The organism is Chryseobacterium sp. UF-81 (assembly GCF_058245105.1).
Genome location: NZ_JBSIBX010000018.1, coordinates 1 through 17,428, shown reverse-complemented (window position 1 = coordinate 17,428; position 17,428 = coordinate 1). Strand labels below are relative to the sequence as shown.

Annotated in this window: 18 protein-coding genes; 9 read left to right on the top strand and 9 right to left on the bottom strand. The window is 37.0% G+C overall.

The window, feature by feature from the left end; all coding sequences use genetic code 11:
* Position 1: 1 nt before the first annotated feature.
* The 5 genes from AC4IFE_RS19540 to AC4IFE_RS19520 form a co-directional block, all read right to left on the bottom strand.
* On the bottom strand, positions 2–892 hold the full coding sequence (locus AC4IFE_RS19540; RefSeq protein ID WP_174772308.1) for a 3-hydroxybutyryl-CoA dehydrogenase: 891 nt from the start codon (positions 890–892) through the stop codon (positions 2–4).
* A gap of 12 nt (positions 893–904) precedes the next feature.
* Positions 905–1,315, bottom strand: a complete 411-nt coding sequence (locus tag AC4IFE_RS19535) for a hypothetical protein (RefSeq protein WP_490758792.1) — start codon at positions 1,313–1,315, stop codon at positions 905–907.
* A 70-nt stretch (positions 1,316–1,385) separates the two neighbouring features.
* Positions 1,386–2,267: a CGA/CIA family class A beta-lactamase gene (gene bla-A / locus AC4IFE_RS19530; protein ID WP_490758791.1), complete on the bottom strand. Its 882-nt coding sequence runs from the start codon at positions 2,265–2,267 to the stop codon at positions 1,386–1,388.
* A 61-nt stretch (positions 2,268–2,328) separates the two neighbouring features.
* On the bottom strand, positions 2,329–4,062 hold the full coding sequence (locus AC4IFE_RS19525; RefSeq protein ID WP_490758790.1) for a cellulase family glycosylhydrolase: 1,734 nt from the start codon (positions 4,060–4,062) through the stop codon (positions 2,329–2,331).
* 218 nt (positions 4,063–4,280) lie between these two features.
* Positions 4,281–5,246: a Gfo/Idh/MocA family protein gene (locus AC4IFE_RS19520; protein ID WP_490758789.1), complete on the bottom strand. Its 966-nt coding sequence runs from the start codon at positions 5,244–5,246 to the stop codon at positions 4,281–4,283.
* Positions 5,247–5,386: 140 nt separating this feature from the next.
* Here AC4IFE_RS19520 and AC4IFE_RS19515 point away from each other — a divergent pair, with 140 nt between their 5' ends.
* The 5 genes from AC4IFE_RS19515 (at position 5,387) to hutU (ending at position 10,389) form a co-directional block, all read left to right on the top strand.
* Positions 5,387–6,037 (top strand): protein-L-isoaspartate(D-aspartate) O-methyltransferase, encoded by a 651-nt coding sequence (locus tag AC4IFE_RS19515; RefSeq protein ID WP_490758832.1) that lies wholly within the window; start codon positions 5,387–5,389, stop codon positions 6,035–6,037.
* 298 nt (positions 6,038–6,335) lie between these two features.
* Positions 6,336–6,599 carry a prevent-host-death protein gene (locus AC4IFE_RS19510; RefSeq protein WP_490758788.1) on the top strand — a complete coding sequence of 88 codons (264 nt, stop codon included), beginning with the start codon at positions 6,336–6,338 and terminating at the stop codon, positions 6,597–6,599.
* 90 nt (positions 6,600–6,689) lie between these two features.
* Positions 6,690–7,673: a 2-hydroxyacid dehydrogenase gene (locus tag AC4IFE_RS19505; RefSeq protein ID WP_490758787.1), complete on the top strand. Its 984-nt coding sequence runs from the start codon at positions 6,690–6,692 to the stop codon at positions 7,671–7,673.
* A gap of 52 nt (positions 7,674–7,725) precedes the next feature.
* Positions 7,726–8,016, top strand: coding sequence for a hypothetical protein (locus tag AC4IFE_RS19500; RefSeq protein WP_490758786.1), 291 nt, complete (start codon positions 7,726–7,728; stop codon positions 8,014–8,016).
* 387 nt (positions 8,017–8,403) lie between these two features.
* Entirely contained in the window at positions 8,404–10,389 is a 1,986-nt protein-coding gene (gene hutU, locus AC4IFE_RS19495) for a urocanate hydratase (protein WP_490758785.1), read from the top strand.
* Between the two features lie 96 nt (positions 10,390–10,485).
* Here the strand turns inward: hutU and AC4IFE_RS19490 are convergent, their stop codons facing one another.
* Genes AC4IFE_RS19490 through AC4IFE_RS19480 form a run of 3 tightly spaced genes read right to left on the bottom strand, consistent with a single transcriptional unit; the run spans position 10,486 to position 12,465 of the window.
* Positions 10,486–11,451 carry a hypothetical protein gene (locus AC4IFE_RS19490; protein WP_490758784.1) on the bottom strand — a complete coding sequence of 322 codons (966 nt, stop codon included), beginning with the start codon at positions 11,449–11,451 and terminating at the stop codon, positions 10,486–10,488.
* Positions 11,452–11,488: 37 nt separating this feature from the next.
* Positions 11,489–11,779, bottom strand: coding sequence for a nucleotidyltransferase domain-containing protein (locus tag AC4IFE_RS19485; protein ID WP_490758783.1), 291 nt, complete (start codon positions 11,777–11,779; stop codon positions 11,489–11,491).
* Positions 11,776–12,465 (bottom strand): hypothetical protein, encoded by a 690-nt coding sequence (locus tag AC4IFE_RS19480; RefSeq protein ID WP_490758782.1) that lies wholly within the window; start codon positions 12,463–12,465, stop codon positions 11,776–11,778. The genes AC4IFE_RS19485 and AC4IFE_RS19480 overlap by 4 nt, the downstream gene beginning before the upstream one ends.
* Before the next feature lie 600 nt (positions 12,466–13,065).
* Here AC4IFE_RS19480 and AC4IFE_RS19475 point away from each other — a divergent pair.
* Entirely contained in the window at positions 13,066–13,632 is a 567-nt protein-coding gene (locus AC4IFE_RS19475) for a hypothetical protein (protein ID WP_490758781.1), read from the top strand.
* A gap of 111 nt (positions 13,633–13,743) precedes the next feature.
* Here the strand turns inward: AC4IFE_RS19475 and tpx are convergent, their stop codons facing one another.
* Positions 13,744–14,316 (bottom strand): thiol peroxidase, encoded by a 573-nt coding sequence (gene tpx / locus AC4IFE_RS19470; RefSeq protein WP_490758780.1) that lies wholly within the window; start codon positions 14,314–14,316, stop codon positions 13,744–13,746.
* 176 nt (positions 14,317–14,492) lie between these two features.
* Here tpx and AC4IFE_RS19465 point away from each other — a divergent pair, with 176 nt between their 5' ends.
* The 3 genes from AC4IFE_RS19465 to AC4IFE_RS19455 all read left to right on the top strand — a co-directional run bounded on the left by AC4IFE_RS19465 (position 14,493) and on the right by AC4IFE_RS19455 (position 17,405).
* On the top strand, positions 14,493–16,121 hold the full coding sequence (locus tag AC4IFE_RS19465) for an NADP-dependent glyceraldehyde-3-phosphate dehydrogenase (RefSeq protein ID WP_490758779.1): 1,629 nt from the start codon (positions 14,493–14,495) through the stop codon (positions 16,119–16,121).
* A gap of 175 nt (positions 16,122–16,296) precedes the next feature.
* Entirely contained in the window at positions 16,297–16,797 is a 501-nt protein-coding gene (locus tag AC4IFE_RS19460) for an RNA polymerase sigma factor (RefSeq protein WP_490758831.1), read from the top strand.
* A gap of 17 nt (positions 16,798–16,814) precedes the next feature.
* Positions 16,815–17,405: a hypothetical protein gene (locus AC4IFE_RS19455; protein WP_490758778.1), complete on the top strand. Its 591-nt coding sequence runs from the start codon at positions 16,815–16,817 to the stop codon at positions 17,403–17,405.
* The last annotated feature ends 23 nt before the right edge of the window (positions 17,406–17,428 follow it).

The window sequence follows — 17,428 nt, the reverse complement described above, 5'->3', positions numbered from 1 at the left end:
GTTATTTCAAAAACATTTTTGAAACTTTTTCAGCTTTTTTGCTTTCCGAATAATCATAGAAACCTTCTCCTGACTTTACGCCCAGTTTTCCGGCCATTACCATGTTTACCAGCAGCGGATTCGGAGCATATTTAGGATTTTTGAAACCGTCGTACATGACATTAAGAATGGCAAGACAGATATCAAGACCGATGAAATCTGCCAGCTGAAGAGGGCCCATCGGATGTGCCATACCCAGCTTCATTACCGTATCAATTTCTTCCACACCGGCCACACCGTTGTAAAGCGTTTCAATAGACTCATTGATCATGGGCATCAGAATTCTGTTTGCTACAAAACCAGGGTAGTCATTCACCTCTACAGGGACTTTACCCAGCGTTTTGCTCATTTCATAAATAGCATCAAAAGTTTCCTTGGAAGTAGAATATCCTTTGATGATCTCTACCAGCTTCATAATAGGAACCGGGTTCATAAAATGCATTCCGATTACTTTATCAGCTCTTTTGGTAGCCGCGGCAATTTTTGTAATAGAAATAGAAGATGTATTGGTAGCAAGGATGCAGTTCGCAGGTGCAAATTCATCCATCTGTCCGAAGATTTTCAGTTTCAGATCCTGGTTTTCAGTAGCTGCTTCTACGATAAGATCTGCGCTTCCTGCAGCTTCTTTAAGCTCTGTAAAAGTGCTTATATTTCCCAGTGTTTCAGCTTTCTGCTCTTCCGTAAGGTTTCCCTTTGCAATTATTCTGTCAAGGTTAGTTGTAATTGTTTTCAGTCCTCTGTCCAGAGCATCCTGCGATACATCTACCAGATTTACTTTGAATCCGCTTTGTGCAAAAGTATGCGCAATCCCATTTCCCATGGTTCCAGCTCCAATAACTACAATGTTTTTGATCATTTTTTTCTTTTATTTTTTATAGATAGTTAAATTTTTAATACCTGTCAGATCAGATTTATAAGCAGTCACTGCCGGATCAAAATCCACTGTACCGTCACGGTCCTGTTTTCTGTTTTTGTTTTGTAAGGTAATAACAGACTGAAGACCCTTTCTGAAAGCCGTTTTCTGTTTTTTACCCAGTTTGTCTGTTCCGATGTATAAAGTAAATTCACCTTCTCTCCCCAGGCCACTTTGTTCCAGGATTTCAAAAGCTTTCAGTTGATTGCTTTTCTCAAATTTTTTCAGATAATCCATCACGGGTTTTGTGGAGGGTGTTCCACAGCAGATGCTGCCATAACTTATGCGTACATAGCTCATGCTTTTTTGTGAAAAAAAGAAGGCAGAACACAAAAGGAAGGTTGCTAATATTATTTTTTTCATATTCATAGTTTTTCCGGGTTAAGAACAAAAATTTCGGCGGTTTTTCAGCTTTAAAAATAAGCTTAATATTTTATTTATTAAAATCATCCCAGACTGCCTTCGAAATATCAGAAACCAATCTGCAGTTCACCGCATTGCTTTCCATGGAATTGCTTACAAATATGGCAATTGCATAATGTTTTCCGTTGGGAAGCGTGATGATTCCTATATCGTTTTCTGCAATGGTGAGCCCATCGTTATTTTTTCCGGAAGCACCTGTTTTATGAGCTACAGGAGTATTTTTAGGAAGCTGCTCTACAATTTTATTGGTACCGGTTTTCGTGCCGATCATAATCTGCATTAAATAGTCTGTAGATTTTTTGGAAAGCAGTTTTTCATCATAGAACTTTTTAAGAAGCTGTACAGCAGAATTCGGTGTACTGTAATTCTCGTAAAGTGCTTTCCAGTCGTTTTTATGCATTTCATTTTCATTGTACTTAATCTGGAAACCTTTTATCCCTTTGGAATCCATAAAATCTTGAACCGTTTTTGTTCCACCAATGAGTCTTAGCAGGACATCACAAAGGTTATTGTCACTTAATGCAACGGTATAATCGATTATTTCATTCAAGGAAGCTTCAATATTTCCATCCGGATGTTTTTCCCGGAACGGAGACCATGTATTTTCCAGCAGATCAGATTTACTGATGAATATTTTCTGATCCAAAGACAGTTTTCCTTTATCCACAAGATCTAGCACTGCGCAGGCAATATGAAATTTGAAAACACTTAGAGTAGGAAGTGGCTTATCCCCGTTTTTGCTGTATTTGAAATTATTTTCAAAGCCCAGCACAGAAACTCCAACGGTTGCTTTTTTATCTTTAACAATAGAGTTTATTTTCTGCTCTAAAACAGATTTTTGAGCTATAGCCAGCGATGAGATCAGAAGAAAGAAAAGTCCTATTTTTTTCATTGTATAATGATTAAAAGAAAATCCCTTTCAGATACTAAAAGGGATTTGCAATTTAAGATAATTATTGCTCTATTTCAAAATAATTCAGATTAGAACCGCCGCTTTCAAAATGCAGCCTGATTTTATTTGTTCCTTTCTTCAGAGGAACGTTTTTCACCGAAACTGTTTTCCAGTTTTCATCTTCTCCTGTGGAAGGCAGTGAAACTTTAGCCAGCAGTTTTCCCGAGGCATCTTCCAGTCTGATATCAGCATCATTCTTACCTGCATACCTGATGCTGAAGGTGTAGTTTTTATCAGATTTTGCATCAATAGTATATTGGAGCCATTCTCCTGTTTCCGTTTTTCCTACATAATATTTATTGGTTACTTTGTCGTGGCACAGATAGATATCCACGCCGTCATTTCTCATCTGCTGTCCGGAATTCCATTCAGATCTTTTCTTGGGATCACTTACCCACAGATTGATAAAATCCTTATCCAGATAGGCTGAATCCATTCTTCCCAAATCATAATCCGAAGCAAATATCCTTCCCGGAGCCTGATGGTTTTTAAACGGTTTTGCAGAATCGTCGGTAACCTGTCTGAACATGGCATCTATAACGTCATTTTTGATTTCGACATTATTGAATTTATAATTCTCGGCGATCTGCATCAGCGCTTTTGTTGCATAGTCTTTAGAAGGTTTTTCGCCGCCGTTTTTCCAGTAATTCAGGAGCTTTTCATATTCAGGAGTGATTTTTACATTGGTGATTCCTGCAATATTGTCAATTTTTTTCATTGGCCAGAATGCATACCCGATGTTGTGTCTGTCCAGAAGCTGGATCAGCTCTGTAAACCATACATTAGAGTTTTCTCCGGTTTCCCCAAGCCAGATAGGAATATTATGTTTCTTCCTGAGATCAAGAATGGACTGGATGGTTTCGTCATTGTTGTAATTCCAGTATTTATGAAAGCTGAATGCCATATTGCTGTCCCAGATCGGAATCAGCCCGTTATAGTTATTGCCCCATCCGTTACCTTCAATAAATATGATATGCTTTTTATCGGTTTCACGGATGGCGGCGGTAATGTCTTTCTGTAGTTTCCAGAGCGGAGCATTCGACATTTCGTCGGTACCGTTCGGATTTTTTCCGGTGAAATTAATATTCGGTTCATTGATCAGGTCATAACCACCGATCCAGGGTTCATCTTTGTACCGTTCGGCCAGCTTTTTCCATAAAGCAATTGTTTTTTTCTGGTTTTCAGTGCTTTCCCAAAGAGACGGTTTTGTTTTATCGTTATCTGAAATATTAACGTCATTTCCCTGTCCTCCCGGTGCTGCATGCAGATCAAGGATCAGGTATATTTTATTGTCAGCACACCATTTCAGAAGGTCATCTGTCATTTTAAAGCCTTCTTCCAGCCATGTATTCTGTCCTTTTACAGGTTCTTTTTCAATGGGAAGAGTATACAGATCATAATGCATCGGAAGCCTTACAGAATTGAACCCCGCTTTAGCAAGAAAATCGATATCCTGTCTGGTGATGCCGTTCTTAAGATAGGCTTTATAGAAATCCTTCATTCCGTCTTCACCAATTAATTCAGTGATCTTCTCTTTGATCTTATGCTGAGGCCCTGCAAAATCAGCTGTTTTCAGCATATATCCTTCCTGAAGCATCCATCCGCCAAGGCCAAGACCTCGTAACTGAATGTTTTCTCCTTTGTCATTAATTATTTTCTGTCCGTCAGTTTTTAATAATTGTGATGTCCCAAATTGAGACAATAATAAAGCGGATAATAGGATGACTCTTTTCATATTGAATTTATTTATTTTAAATTATAGGAGAGAATTGTAGAACAATAGTTTTAAGAAGGACAAATATATTTAAAAAATCCAGAACAAAAATTAAAATTGTGTAATGAAAAAAGATTATTTCAGAGAAAAAGGAAAATTGAAGATTTGTTTCTTTTGATTTTTAGATGCAAAAAGGCTGTCATTTCAAATGACAGCCTTATCAATATTATAGGATCAACTTATTTTGAAATCAGTTTTACAATTTCAAGAGCAACCTTTAAAGCTTCCGTTCCGTCTTCCAGGGAAACTTCCACATTTTTGCCGTCAGTGATGGCGTCTGCAAAAGAATTTAACTCATCAAGGATGGCATTATTAGGCTCTATATTAGGATATTCAAACAAGATCTGGTTCTTTTCTCCATCAGCATTTTCAATGATCATGTCAAAAGGAGTAGGGTTTTCAGGGGCATCTTTCATCCGGATCACCTCTGCTTTTTTCTCGAGAAAATCCACGGAAATATACGCGTCCTTCTGAAAAAAACGGCTTTTTCTCATCGCTTTCATAGAGATTCTGGAGGTTGTAAGATTTGCTACACAACCGTTTTCAAATTCTATTCTGGCATTGGCGATATCCGGGGTTTTACTTACCACACATACACCGCTCGCATGAATGTTTTTAACCTTAGATTTAGCCATACTCAACAAAATATCCAAATCATGGATCATAAGGTCCAGTACTACAGAAACATCCGTTCCTCTGGGATTGAATTCTGCCAGCCTGTGGATCTCAATAAACATTGGATTTTTAATGTATTCTTTAGTGGCAATAAAAGCGGGATTGTATCTTTCAACATGTCCAACCTGTGCCTTAATGCCATTCTCCTGACACTTATGAAGGATTTCTTCTGCCTGTTCAAGCGTTTGGGTTACCGGTTTTTCAATGAAAAAATGAAGCCCTTTTTCAATTGCTTTTAGAGCATAATCATAATGATAGACTGTGGGAGTCACGATATCCAGCATATCGATCTGCTCAAGGAGTTCATCAAAATTTTCAAAATATTTATATCCAAATTCTGCTTCTATTTTTTTTCCGTTTTCAGTATCTTTATCGTGGAAACCTACCAGCTCGTACTTATCTGACTGGTTAAGAAGTCGTAAATGGATCTTCCCCAGATGTCCGGCACCTACCAAACCTGCTTTTAACATAGATTTTTTTAATTTTTGTAAAGATAAGAATTTTAGGTATTAAGAAGTACCCTGTCGTTTTTAGGTTGATAAGTATGGAGAGTTTTTTTACTTTTGCAGGAACTACTACTGTAACCTAATAACTATTATCTTTACTAATGATGCATGATTCGTTTGTACATAAGGGAAAAAGAAAGATTCTGGTCGAATATTTAAGACATAAGATAGGAATCTCGGATGAAAATGTACTTTCGGCAATGAGTGACGTTCCGAGACATCTTTTTATCGAAAGTATTTTTGAGGATTTTGCTTATGAAGACCGGGCATTCCCTATTTTATCACACCAGACCATTTCCCACCCCTCAACCGTAGCGGAACAATCCGAACTGCTGCAGGTAAAACCTGGCGAAAAAGTTCTGGAAATCGGGACCGGATGCGGATACCAGACTGCCGTTCTGATAGCCATGAAAGCCTTGGTCTATACGGTGGAAAGGCAGAAAGATCTTTTTGATTTCTCAAAGAAGAAATTCCGTGAGCTGCATATAAATCCGAAATTTCAGAGTTTTGGGGACGGTTTTGCGGGACTTCCTACTTTTGCTCCTTTTGACAAGATTATTGTCACCTGTGGAGCTTCTGTTTTACCTACAGAACTGTTAAAGCAATTGAATGTAGGCGGAAAAATGGTTATTCCGTTAGGCCCCACTGATGAACAGATTTTATACAGATTTACCAAAACAGCTCCTACACAGTTCGAAAAAGAAGAATTCGGGGCTTATAAATTTGTGCCGATGCTGGGAGATACAAATCATTAACGGGATTTTTATAACCACAAAAGGCACAAAAGTTTTAAATTCACATAAACACTTTAGAGTACTTTAGTTTTAAAAGTTTACCATCTTGATTAGTAAGACTATATCAGTAGAAAATCAAAGGTTTTCATAAAAATTTAAGTGTACTTCATATGCACAAAATATTTAACTTTAAAATAACTAAAGTGTTTAAAAAACTTTTGTGACTAAAAAGAAACTTCGGTTTTTTAATAAACTTTAAGACTGCTTCGGAATAGTAATTGAATTCAATTTAATACCCAATCACTTAAATTTTATTATTATGGATACGAATAGATTTAAATCCTCACACGATTTCAGTAATATTCAGAAAAACCTGCATAATAATCCCGGATATCACGCGGAAAGTTATACCCAGCAGGTGAAGGATTATATGAATGATATGAAAACCAAAAACCAGGAAGCAACCAAACAGGGATTTATGGCTCATGTACAGAAATCGGCAAAGGATGTATGGGAAGAAATTCAGGAAATGGCTTCTCAAGCCTGGGACAAAGACCAGTACCAATCGGATAAAGACCAATAATTTTTAATATTAAAGTTAAAGAACCTCACTTTTTAACAGGAGTGAGGTTTTTTATTGGAAATCTAAAACACGAACTCAATCAGAAATAGAATGAAAGTATTTGTAAATAAAAGAATTCCGGAAGCAGGACTCGATATGCTGAAAGAAGCGGGAATGGAAGTTTTTATTCCCGAACATGAAAACCTTTCTCACGAAGAATGGCTGATCTACTGTCAGAATAATGACGCTATTTTAAGCATAGGAGCAGAATTTAAATACGACAGGGATTTTTTCGATCAATGTCCCAATATAAAAACAATTGCCTTATATTCTGTAGGCTTTGATCATGTAGATATTAAAGAAGCTAACCGGAGAAAAATTCCGGTAGGAAATACACCTGATGTTCTCAGTAAAGCGACTTCTGATATAGCTTTTTTACTGATGCAGTCTGTAGCAAGACGGGCGAGCTATAATTTTCAGAAGGTGAAAGACGGGAATTGGGGAGATTTTGATCCGTTGCATGCTTTGGGGCAGGAATTGTATGGGAAAACTTTAGGAATTTTTGGGTTGGGAAGAATAGGATTTGAAATGGCCGAAAAGTCTCATAAGGCTTTTGATATGAAGATCATTTATCACAACCGGAACAGGAACGAAGAAGCGGAAGAAAAGCTGAATGCCACTTATGTTTCTTTTGAAGAACTCATTGCTCAGTCAGATGTACTGAGTGTTCATGCCAATTTTACCCCCGAACAGAAAGACCTCTTCAACGGACCTGTTTTTGAAAAAATGAAATCCAGTGCTATTTTTATCAATACAGCAAGAGGAGGTTTCCAGAATGAAAAGGATCTGTATGAAGCCCTGATTTCAAAACAGATATGGGGAGCAGGTCTGGATGTGACCAATCCTGAGCCCATGTCCAAGGAAAGCCTGCTCTTGGAACTTTCTAGCGTTTGTGTACTGCCACACATAGGCTCTGCAACCATAGAAGCGAGAACAGGAATGGCAAAGATGGCAGCGGAAAATATTATCGCTTTTTCCAAAGGTGAAAAAATTCCTTATTGTGCCAATCCTGAAGTATATTCTGAGAATTCCTGACAGCTTGGACTTATTTTTGATTTGTATATACAAACCCTAAATATAAAATATTATGATACCAGAGAACAATACCAATGAACAGAACAGAAAGTTAGAGGAAATGGATTACAGCCCAAGTGAAGATATATTTAACAAAGAAAAACATATCCCGCTCGACGGTGACGGAAATCCAATCCTGAATGAAGAAGATGATGATAAAATAGACAAAGGACTTGATATTCCCGGAACTGAAGATGATGACGATATGGAAGAAATAGGATCTGAGGATGAAGAAAATAATTACTGGAGCCGCAGCGATAATGAAGATGACCATGAGGAAGAAAACGATGACGTTTTAACTTAAATCCTGAACAGATAAAATAAAATAACCTTACTGACTTCCAGTGAGGTTTTGTTATTTTTGGAGATCACCTGTTTTATTGTGAATATCATTCCCCTCCATCGGAGGGGTGGATTCGACTGAAAGGAGAAGACGGGGTGGTTAAAAAGTAAAAACATAATTTCAACATAAGTGTTTAACTATTCAGCATTTTGAAACCACCCCGTTTTCCAAAATTCCCTGAATTTTGTCATCCACCCCTCCAAAGGAAGGGAATTTTCAGCTGGTATTTTTATTATAGCCGATATCTGCAAATCAACACATCATCAAATTCCCTTGCCTATATTTTCTAATTTGAATATCTTTAAAACTTCAAACATTGATTCTAAACATTGAACTTTAAATAGCAATATGACATTTCAAGAACAGATACAGCAGGGGATTCCGAATCAGCTGCCACAGCCTAAACCGTACGAGACCAATATCAACCATGCACCGAAGCGTAAAGAAATTTTAGGAGAGGAAGAGAAAAAGCTTGCCCTGAAGAATGCCTTGCGTTATTTCGAGCCTAAATTTCATGCGGAGCTGTTGCCTGAATTTAAAGAAGAGCTGGAAAAATACGGCAGGATTTATATGTACCGTTTCCGTCCGGATTATGAAATGAAGGCAAGGGCAATTGAAGAATATCCCGGAAAATCTGAGCAGGCAAAAGCCATCATGCTGATGATCCAGAATAATCTTGATTATGCCGTGGCACAGCATCCTCATGAGCTTATTACTTACGGAGGAAACGGAGCTGTTTTTTCCAACTGGGCACAGTATCTTCTGACGATGAAGTATCTGTCGGAAATGACGGATGAGCAGACTTTAACCATGTATTCAGGGCATCCGATGGGACTTTTCCCGTCACACAAAGATGCACCGAGAGTGGTGGTAACCAATGGAATGATGATTCCCAATTATTCAAAACCGGATGACTGGGAGAAATTCAATGCTTTAGGCGTTACCCAATATGGACAGATGACAGCGGGAAGCTATATGTATATTGGTCCGCAGGGAATTGTTCACGGGACAACCATCACCGTTCTGAATGCTTTCAGAAAAATTAAAAAAGAACCGAAAGGTGGACTTTTTGTAACCTCAGGATTGGGAGGAATGAGCGGCGCACAACCAAAAGCAGGAAATATTGCGGGTTGCATCACAGTATGCGCCGAAGTAAATCCAAAGATTACTAAAATCCGTCACGACCAGAAATGGGTGAATGAGATTTATGAGAACATAGATGAACTGATAGAAAGAGTAAGGAAAGCCCAGGAAAATAAAGAAACGGTTTCTCTCGCTTACCTTGGAAATATTGTTGAGGTTTGGGAGAAATTTGATGAGAAAAACTTAAAAATCGACATAGGATCAGACCAGACATCCCTTCACAACCCTTGGGCTGGCGGCTATTATCCGGCCGGACAGAGCTTTGAGGAGTCAAACAGGATGATGGCCGAAGAACCCGAGCTGTTCAAGGAAAAAGTTCAGGAAACATTAAGAAGACATGCGGCAGCCATCAATAAGCATACACAGAAAGGAACCTATTTCTTTGATTACGGGAATGCCTTTTTACTGGAAGCTTCAAGAGCAGGAGCGGATGTAATGGCAGAAAATCCTAGCCTTGGAAGGGAGTTCAAATATCCGAGCTATGTTCAGGATATCATGGGACCCATGTGCTTCGATTATGGTTTCGGGCCGTTCCGTTGGGTATGTACAAGCGGAAGGCCGGAGGATCTGCAGAAAACGGATGATATTGCATGCGCTGTTTTGGAAGAAATGGTGAAAAATTCTCCCGAAGAGATCCAGCAGCAGATGAAAGACAATATCCAGTGGATCAAAGGCGCCCAGGAAAATAAATTGGTTGTCGGTTCACAGGCGAGAATTCTGTATGCCGATGCAGAAGGAAGAATGAAGATTGCGGAAGCTTTTAACAATGCGATTAAGAACGGAGAGATCGGTCCAGTAGTTTTAGGAAGGGACCACCATGATGTTTCCGGTACCGATTCGCCTTACAGGGAGACTTCCAATATCTATGACGGTTCAAGATTTACCGCAGATATGGCCATTCACAACGTGATTGGTGACAGTTTCCGTGGCGCTACATGGGTGTCTATCCATAACGGCGGCGGAGTAGGCTGGGGCGAAGTCATTAACGGTGGTTTCGGAATGCTGCTTGATGGGAGTGCAGATGCCGACAGAAGGCTGAAATCTATGCTTTTCTGGGACGTCAACAACGGAATCTCCAGAAGAAGCTGGGCCAGAAATGAAGGCGCTGTTTTCGCCATTAAAAGAGCCATGGAAGCAGAGCCAAACCTTAAAGTGACGCTTCCGAATTTTGTGGATGAGAGTTTGTTTTAGAACTTTTAGATATGGAAAAACCTGCCCCACGGCAGGTTTTTCCATATCTAAAAGCTTTTATTATTGCTTATTTACTAACGCTATGTGCAATTTTTATCAAAGTGAAAGTTTATTAAGTTGATCAGCTAATTTTTTTAATTTGGCTTTAGTGTTTTCACTTGGATTATCAATCTCATCTAATAGTTTAAATAATTTTTTATATACCATTATAGTATTAGAATGTTGTAAAATAATTATTCCATGAGGGAAATCTGAAACCTGCTCACAAATGGCATCTATATCAAGATTAAACTCTTTGTTGTTAATTAATTGATTTAGCTTATCTTTTGAAAACTTTTCTTTAAAACTTAGCAGCTTTTTATTTGCATATTCTTTTAATTCTTTTGAATCCGATATTTCTATAAGTAGCATATTATGTTTCGTTGCAATATCATTGATACTTTCACATTCTTTTATTCTTTTAATACTTATATTTGGTTTTAAACGATAAAGATTAGCAGTAGTTACTATTATTGGGATATTATGGAAAATAAGTATATCTTCTTGTTCGCTTTCAGCTTGGTGAATTTGATCTTCTAAAGAATGAATAACCTTATCAATCATAGCATAACTTAATTGAGATATTGCTCTATCAATACTATTAGGATTTTGTCCTGATTTAGTAATTTCTATTCCTTTTGAGCATAATTCAGAAATTTTTAAAAGATGAAAGAATTTAAAAACATTAAAATATTTTTTTGGGTAAAAGAAATCTATTGTATGCAAAAATCCTGAGGTGCCAATTCCTCTAGGACTCTTATTGTAGTTTTCTGGTAAAAAAAGCCAATTAGTATTTTCATCTCTATATTTACATTCAATTAGCAAATTAAAATCATGATTATTTACCCAATAAGTTGCATCAATATCATATGAAAATTCTTTATTAATATTATTTTCGTTTTTGCGTAAATAAGATGTTTCGGGTTTACAATAGACATTAAATTGTTCTATTCGTTTTTTTACTTCATATTCTAATGGTAACCCTGATTTTAATAAGTAATCTTTCCATTTTGTATCTGACATTGACTATTTTTTATTTAGTGTGATTTGTTAATAAAAGTTATATTATTTTAATTCCTTTGTGAATAATTTCGTTTTTATATACACTTATTTTAATTTTCTCATCAAATGTATTTTTATCAAGTATCAAAACCTGTATAAATTCTTTATTTCCTAACATATACTTTGTAATTGAGTTATAAATCTCATCTTTATATATATTATCTTTAATCACGATACAAATATCATAATCCGAGTCCTCTCTGTTTGTTCCTTTTGCTCTACTGCCAAATAAATAAGCTTCTAGAATATTTGGATTAACTTTTATTAGATCTAATACTTCTTTTTTCATTTTGCTAAGTTCATTAATTCTATTGCATTAAGTTTGATGCTGTCAATTACAAGTTCTCTAGTATTTGATAATTCAACTTTTTCATTAGATAAATATCTTTCGAACGTTAATGCATAATTTTTTCTACTTTCTTTCCACATCCTATCATTAGAGCCTTTATCTTCAAATTCTTTTGTTTCAGAAAGATTTTGAGTCATTTCTTCAAATTTTTGTAATATATCATCAGCAAAATTTCGGCGATAAGATGTTTCAATTAACCTACTAGAATAGGTTCTAAAATAAGTAGCTATATTATCAATCAGTTCTTCTGAAGAACTCATAGTATAGTTACCAGCAGCAAAACTTAATGTTTTAAAAAGATCAGATAAAAGGTCAATAGTAAACATATTTTTTTCTATATTCTCTAATTCCTTCCTGGTTTTTTTTAGTTTTTCTACTAACCTTTCAGCTTCATTTTCATTTAGAAAGTTATCAGTATAGTTTCCATTCAATAAAATATTCAATATAGAATTGAAATATTTATCATTCTTTAGAAATAAATCTTTTAATATTTTTGGTTTAAGTTTTTTTAGAATTTTTATTATCCAATCGGAAGGTATAGAATAGATTGCAATAATAAATAAAATTACACCAATAAAAAGAGATTTTAAAATACTGAATATTAAATCAGGTATATTTATGTTCATAGTTTTTATATAATTTTCTAAAATTTATCGTCAATTCAAGCTATAATTTTCAAATATATAAAAAAGAATTTACTCACACTTATGGGAAACCATAAACTCAAACATTCTGTTTACAACCTCCCCCAAGCTCTCCGCACCACTAAAACACTATCAAAACAAACCTCTGACTTCTCCGATGGTTACAAACCATATTGTTTGTGACTTCCGGAGATCTCCGGAAGTCTCCTGCAAGTTGCGGTAAAACTTATGCAGAGCTTCGGAGATTTATTTCGAGGGTGTCAAAAAAAATGGGGGTGGAGCTTTTTATTAGCCTTGGATAATGCTGTTTTTTGTTTCATGATAGACGGTGGGAATGAGATGGTGTTTTTTTAACGCAAAGTTTTTATAATGGCAGCTTATTATTTTAAGGGATGCAAAGGGAGGCTTCGCCGCTGATGAAGGTATGGAGATAAACGTGCGCTTCATCAATCAATCGTAGATTGATTCTTTCTTTGCAACCTTAAAATCTACAGTTTAGAAATTGAAACTTTGCGTTAAAAAAATATGGAAGTTTCCAACCTTTTTCCTAAACAAAGCATCTTTACTATTAAAGAGATCACTATGAAAATTACCATACCAAAACCATGTCACGAAAACTGGGAAACCATGACTCCTGATGAAAAAGGAAGATTTTGTTCCGCTTGTTCCAAGACAGTCCACGATTTTACCAATTCCTCAGACGAAGAGCTTATCGGCGGCCTTACTTCCGGTGACAATATTTGTGGAAGATTCAGAGATGATCAGCTGGGGAGGAACCTGGGGTTTTCAATTGCCGGCAAAATTGCATTAGGCCTGCTGGGAGCCAGTGGAATTTTAGCAACTGCAAACGCCCAGGAAGTTAAAAATGAAAGCAAGAACATGGTCGATAAGCTGAGAGGCCTTAATATAAATCAGCAGGCTAATGATTCTATCTACAGAAATAAAACCATCCGTTTGGGAGTACCGCTTTCCAAACCGGCAGCAAAGCCTATCATCCTGTTTAATAAAAAGAGGATTTCTCAGGATGAAATGCAGAAGCTTAAGCCGGATAAAATTAAAAGGATCAATATTCTTTCAGGAGAAGGTGCCATAAAGCTTTATGGAAAGGAAGGCGAAAACGGAGTCATTGTTATTGAAGGTAAAAAATAAGAAGTATTCATTTTAAAATATTTCCTGAAAATTTTTACAGTTTTGCTGAATAGCAACAGCTCCGGCAATCGAAGATTGCCGGAGCTGTGGTATAAGTTTAGAAGCAAAGTTTTATTTTTTCACCGCTGCAATTGCTGCCTCATAGTTGGGCTCCTGTGAAATATCAGCAACCTGTTCTTCATAGACAATTTTCCCCGAAGGATCAATAACTACAACAGCTCTGCTCAGAAGACCTTTCATCACAGAATCTGTAATTTCAACGCCATACGTTTTTCCAAAATCAGAACGGAAATCCGAAAGCATTACCACATTTTTAATCCCTTCTGCACCACAAAATCTTTTTTGGGCAAAAGGCAGATCTTTGGAAATACAAAGAACCACCGTGTTTGGAATATTGGCTGCATCTTCATTGAAATGATGTACAGAAGCGGAACACACTCCTGTATCTACACTCGGAAAAATATTAAGGATAATGTACTTTCCTTTATAAGAATCCAGCGTCTGGTCTTTCATGGTAACATCCGTAAGTGTAAACTTTGGTGCCACTTTATTCACTGGGGGCAGTTTGGCGTACGTATGTACCGGTTTTCCTCCCATTAAAACAGTGTTGGCTGTCTTCGTATTCTGGGCAAAAATAAATGCCGAAAAGAATAATAAGGTGCTGTAAGCTAATTTTGAAAACATGTATTTATTTTTAAGCAAAATTATTCTTTTTTTAGAAGCGGTTTATTAATTTTAATTCAAATACCCGTCAAATAGAGCAAATCTATCAGCTGCCTATTTTTTTTACCAATTGTAACATCTACCTTTATTCTGTAAAAGGCAATTTTTACATTCAAATTATCAAAAAAATAAAATTTATGGATTCAGTAAACAACCTGTCATTGCAGGATATTTTTAAAAGTGAAAATGAAATTCCCGAAGAATATAAAGTTCCCGAGATCCACCAGACGGTCTATCTTCTTAACGGAGAACTGGTAGAGTGGAAGGGTGAAGTTCAGAATATCTACTCGCCCGTCTGTATTCCTACAGCCAATGGCCTCGAAAGAAAACTTTTGGGAAGCATTCCTAATATCGGCCCCAAAGAGGCAATGGATGTCCTTGAAGCTTCCGTTAAAGCCTACGACAATGGCCTGGGAGAGTGGCCCAATATGTCTGTTGAAGAAAGAATTAAATGTATGCAGAAATTTGTCTACCTGATGATCGAACAGCGTGATCTGGTGATTAAATTGCTCATGTGGGAGATTGGGAAAACCTTGGCGGATTCAACCAAAGAATTTGACCGTACTGTAGATTATATCAACCAGACCATTGATGCGCTGAAAGATCTAGACAGGGAATCTTCCCGTTTCCAGGAGGCAGAGGGAACTATAGCACAGATAAGAAGAGCCCCGCTGGGGGTGGTTTTGAGCATGGGACCTTTCAATTATCCTTTAAATGAAATCTTCACTACGCTGATTCCGGCTCTTATCATGGGAAATACTATTCTCTTTAAACTTCCCAAGCATGGCGTTTTAGCGCATTATCCGTTGCTGAATGCTTTTAAAGAAGCCTTTCCGAAAGGAACAGTCAATACCCTGTACGGTAAAGGTTCAGAAATCATCACTCCGATCATGGAAAGTGGAAAAGTAAATGTCCTGGCCTTTATCGGGTCCAGCAAAGTGGCCAACGGACTGAAGAAGCTGCATCCCAAAGTGAACCGCCTTCGTGCCATTCTCAGCCTTGATGCTAAAAATGCTGCCATTGTCACTAAAAATGCCGATCTGAATGTCGCAGTGAGCGAATGTATTCTGGGAGCTCTGTCGTTCAACGGACAACGATGTACAGCACTGAAACTTATATTTGTTCAAAAAGAAGTGGCTGAAGAGTTTACCCGGAAACTGAGTGCTGCTGTTTCTGCCCTGAAACCTGGCCTTCCGTGGGAAAAAGACGTAAAAGTGACTCCGCTTCCGGAAGTGAATAAACCGCCTTACCTTAAAGAATGCATTGATGATGCACTGGCAAAAGGTGCAAAAGTTTTAAATGAAAACGGAGGTTATACCGAAGAATCTTTTGTTTTTCCTGCAGTGGTTTATCCTGTTAACAGTGATATGAAGCTGTATCATGAAGAACAGTTCGGTCCGGTGATTCCCGTGGTGCCATTTGAAGACATAGAAGAGCCCATAGATTATCAGGTAAATGCATCCCATGGAATGCAGGTGAGTATTTTCAGTGAAGATCCTCAGGAAGTTTCCAGACTGATTGATCCGTTTGTGAATCTGGTAAGCCGTGTCAACATCAACTGCCAGGCACAGCGTGGTCCGGATGTTTTTCCGTTCACAGGAAGAAAAGACAGTGCAGAAGGAACTCTTTCTGTTTTTGATGCTCTCCGTTCATTCTCAATCAGATCTCTGGTAGCTGCAAAGCTGACCGATTCTAATAAAAAATTATTAAATACAATTGTAAGAGAACATGATTCTAACTTTTTAAGCACTGATTACATTTTTTAGTCAGTTTTTTTAATTTAAAATACAATAATAATCCTCAGAAAATTCTTTGTTTTTTGAGGATTTATATTAGTAGCAAAGCTGATTTGGTAAAAAACTTTGAGTCAGAAATATAATTGCATCAAAAAATATGTAACATTTTTTGACATTTCAAACTAACTCTACAGAGCACGGAATCATGAACTCATTAGAGCAGGAATTTTTAGACAAAATTGAAAAACATAAAGGAATCATCTTTAAGATTTCCAAAATGTATATGTCCGAAAAAGAAGACCGCGACGATCTTTTTCAGGAAATAACCTACCAGATCTGGAAAGCATATCCGCACTTCAGAGGACAAAGTGAGTTTTCTACCTGGCTGTATAGGATTGCACTTAATACAGCAATTATTTTTCTGAAAGCAGAGAAAAAGAGAGGTTTTATCTCTAACGAAAATTTTCCGGGATATAAAATCATTCAGGATGATTATGACTATGAAAAGGACGAGAGATTAGCCCGGATGTACGAGGCGATCCGGCAGCTGAACTCCATCGATAAGGCATTTATTTTTTATTATCTGGAAGATTTCACAGGAAAGCAGATTGCAGAACAGATGGGAATTTCTGAAGGCAATGTAAGGGTGAGAATGAATCGCGCTAAAAATAAACTGAAGGATATTCTAAACTCAAATAAATCATAAATTTTAAATCAATACCAATGAATATAGATGAATTAAAAAATGTATGGAACGAAGATGTTTCGGAAGATACACCGAAAATAAGTATTGAACAGAGAAATAAGATCAGCCTGCCCCTGGAAAAAGTGCGTAAAAATATGCGCATGGAATTTTGGTTTGTAATTGGGGTTTTTATTTTTGCATTTATTGTATGCGCTTTCTGCAGGCCGTTTAAACTCCAGTTTTACATTACGGTCCTTATAGCTTCAATGCTTCTTGTCACCATCTTCTTTTTCAGTAAATTTTTCAGGCTTTACAAGGATATCAGCGATCCTATGCTCAAAACTTATGACTCTTTAAAAGATCTGGTCATGCAGTTCAACCTCAATAAGCAGTATTATCTGTCCTATTATCTGAGCTTTGTCCCTTTTATTGTCTGCGAAATGATCATCGTCATAGAATTTATCCCGTGGCCTGAGCCAATGAGTGAGATGAAAATTGCTGTGATCCTGATAAGCTCTGTCACAGTAGGGCTTTTTGCTCTTTTTATCAGTGGAAAATTCTGGTTTTACCGTTATTATGGAAGATACATTGTACATATAGAAGACCTTTTGAAAGAATTAAAAAAATAAAAAGAGTTTCGGCGGGCTGAAAG

Coding starts and splice junctions, on each gene's coding strand:
- AC4IFE_RS19500 (WP_490758786.1), top strand. CDS start 7,726: ATGATACCAGAGAACAATACCAATGAACAGAACAGAAAGTTAGAGGAA.
- AC4IFE_RS19490 (WP_490758784.1), bottom strand. CDS start 11,451: ATGTCAGATACAAAATGGAAAGATTACTTATTAAAATCAGGGTTACCA.
- AC4IFE_RS19475 (WP_490758781.1), top strand. CDS start 13,066: ATGAAAATTACCATACCAAAACCATGTCACGAAAACTGGGAAACCATG.
- AC4IFE_RS19535 (WP_490758792.1), bottom strand. CDS start 1,315: ATGAAAAAAATAATATTAGCAACCTTCCTTTTGTGTTCTGCCTTCTTT.
- AC4IFE_RS19465 (WP_490758779.1), top strand. CDS start 14,493: ATGGATTCAGTAAACAACCTGTCATTGCAGGATATTTTTAAAAGTGAA.
- tpx (WP_490758780.1), bottom strand. CDS start 14,316: ATGTTTTCAAAATTAGCTTACAGCACCTTATTATTCTTTTCGGCATTT.
- AC4IFE_RS19455 (WP_490758778.1), top strand. CDS start 16,815: ATGAATATAGATGAATTAAAAAATGTATGGAACGAAGATGTTTCGGAA.
- AC4IFE_RS19485 (WP_490758783.1), bottom strand. CDS start 11,779: ATGAAAAAAGAAGTATTAGATCTAATAAAAGTTAATCCAAATATTCTA.
- AC4IFE_RS19525 (WP_490758790.1), bottom strand. CDS start 4,062: ATGAAAAGAGTCATCCTATTATCCGCTTTATTATTGTCTCAATTTGGG.
- AC4IFE_RS19520 (WP_490758789.1), bottom strand. CDS start 5,246: ATGTTAAAAGCAGGTTTGGTAGGTGCCGGACATCTGGGGAAGATCCAT.
- AC4IFE_RS19505 (WP_490758787.1), top strand. CDS start 6,690: ATGAAAGTATTTGTAAATAAAAGAATTCCGGAAGCAGGACTCGATATG.
- AC4IFE_RS19480 (WP_490758782.1), bottom strand. CDS start 12,465: ATGAACATAAATATACCTGATTTAATATTCAGTATTTTAAAATCTCTT.
- bla-A (WP_490758791.1), bottom strand. CDS start 2,267: ATGAAAAAAATAGGACTTTTCTTTCTTCTGATCTCATCGCTGGCTATA.
- hutU (WP_490758785.1), top strand. CDS start 8,404: ATGACATTTCAAGAACAGATACAGCAGGGGATTCCGAATCAGCTGCCA.
- AC4IFE_RS19515 (WP_490758832.1), top strand. CDS start 5,387: ATGCATGATTCGTTTGTACATAAGGGAAAAAGAAAGATTCTGGTCGAA.
- AC4IFE_RS19510 (WP_490758788.1), top strand. CDS start 6,336: ATGGATACGAATAGATTTAAATCCTCACACGATTTCAGTAATATTCAG.
- AC4IFE_RS19460 (WP_490758831.1), top strand. CDS start 16,297: ATGAACTCATTAGAGCAGGAATTTTTAGACAAAATTGAAAAACATAAA.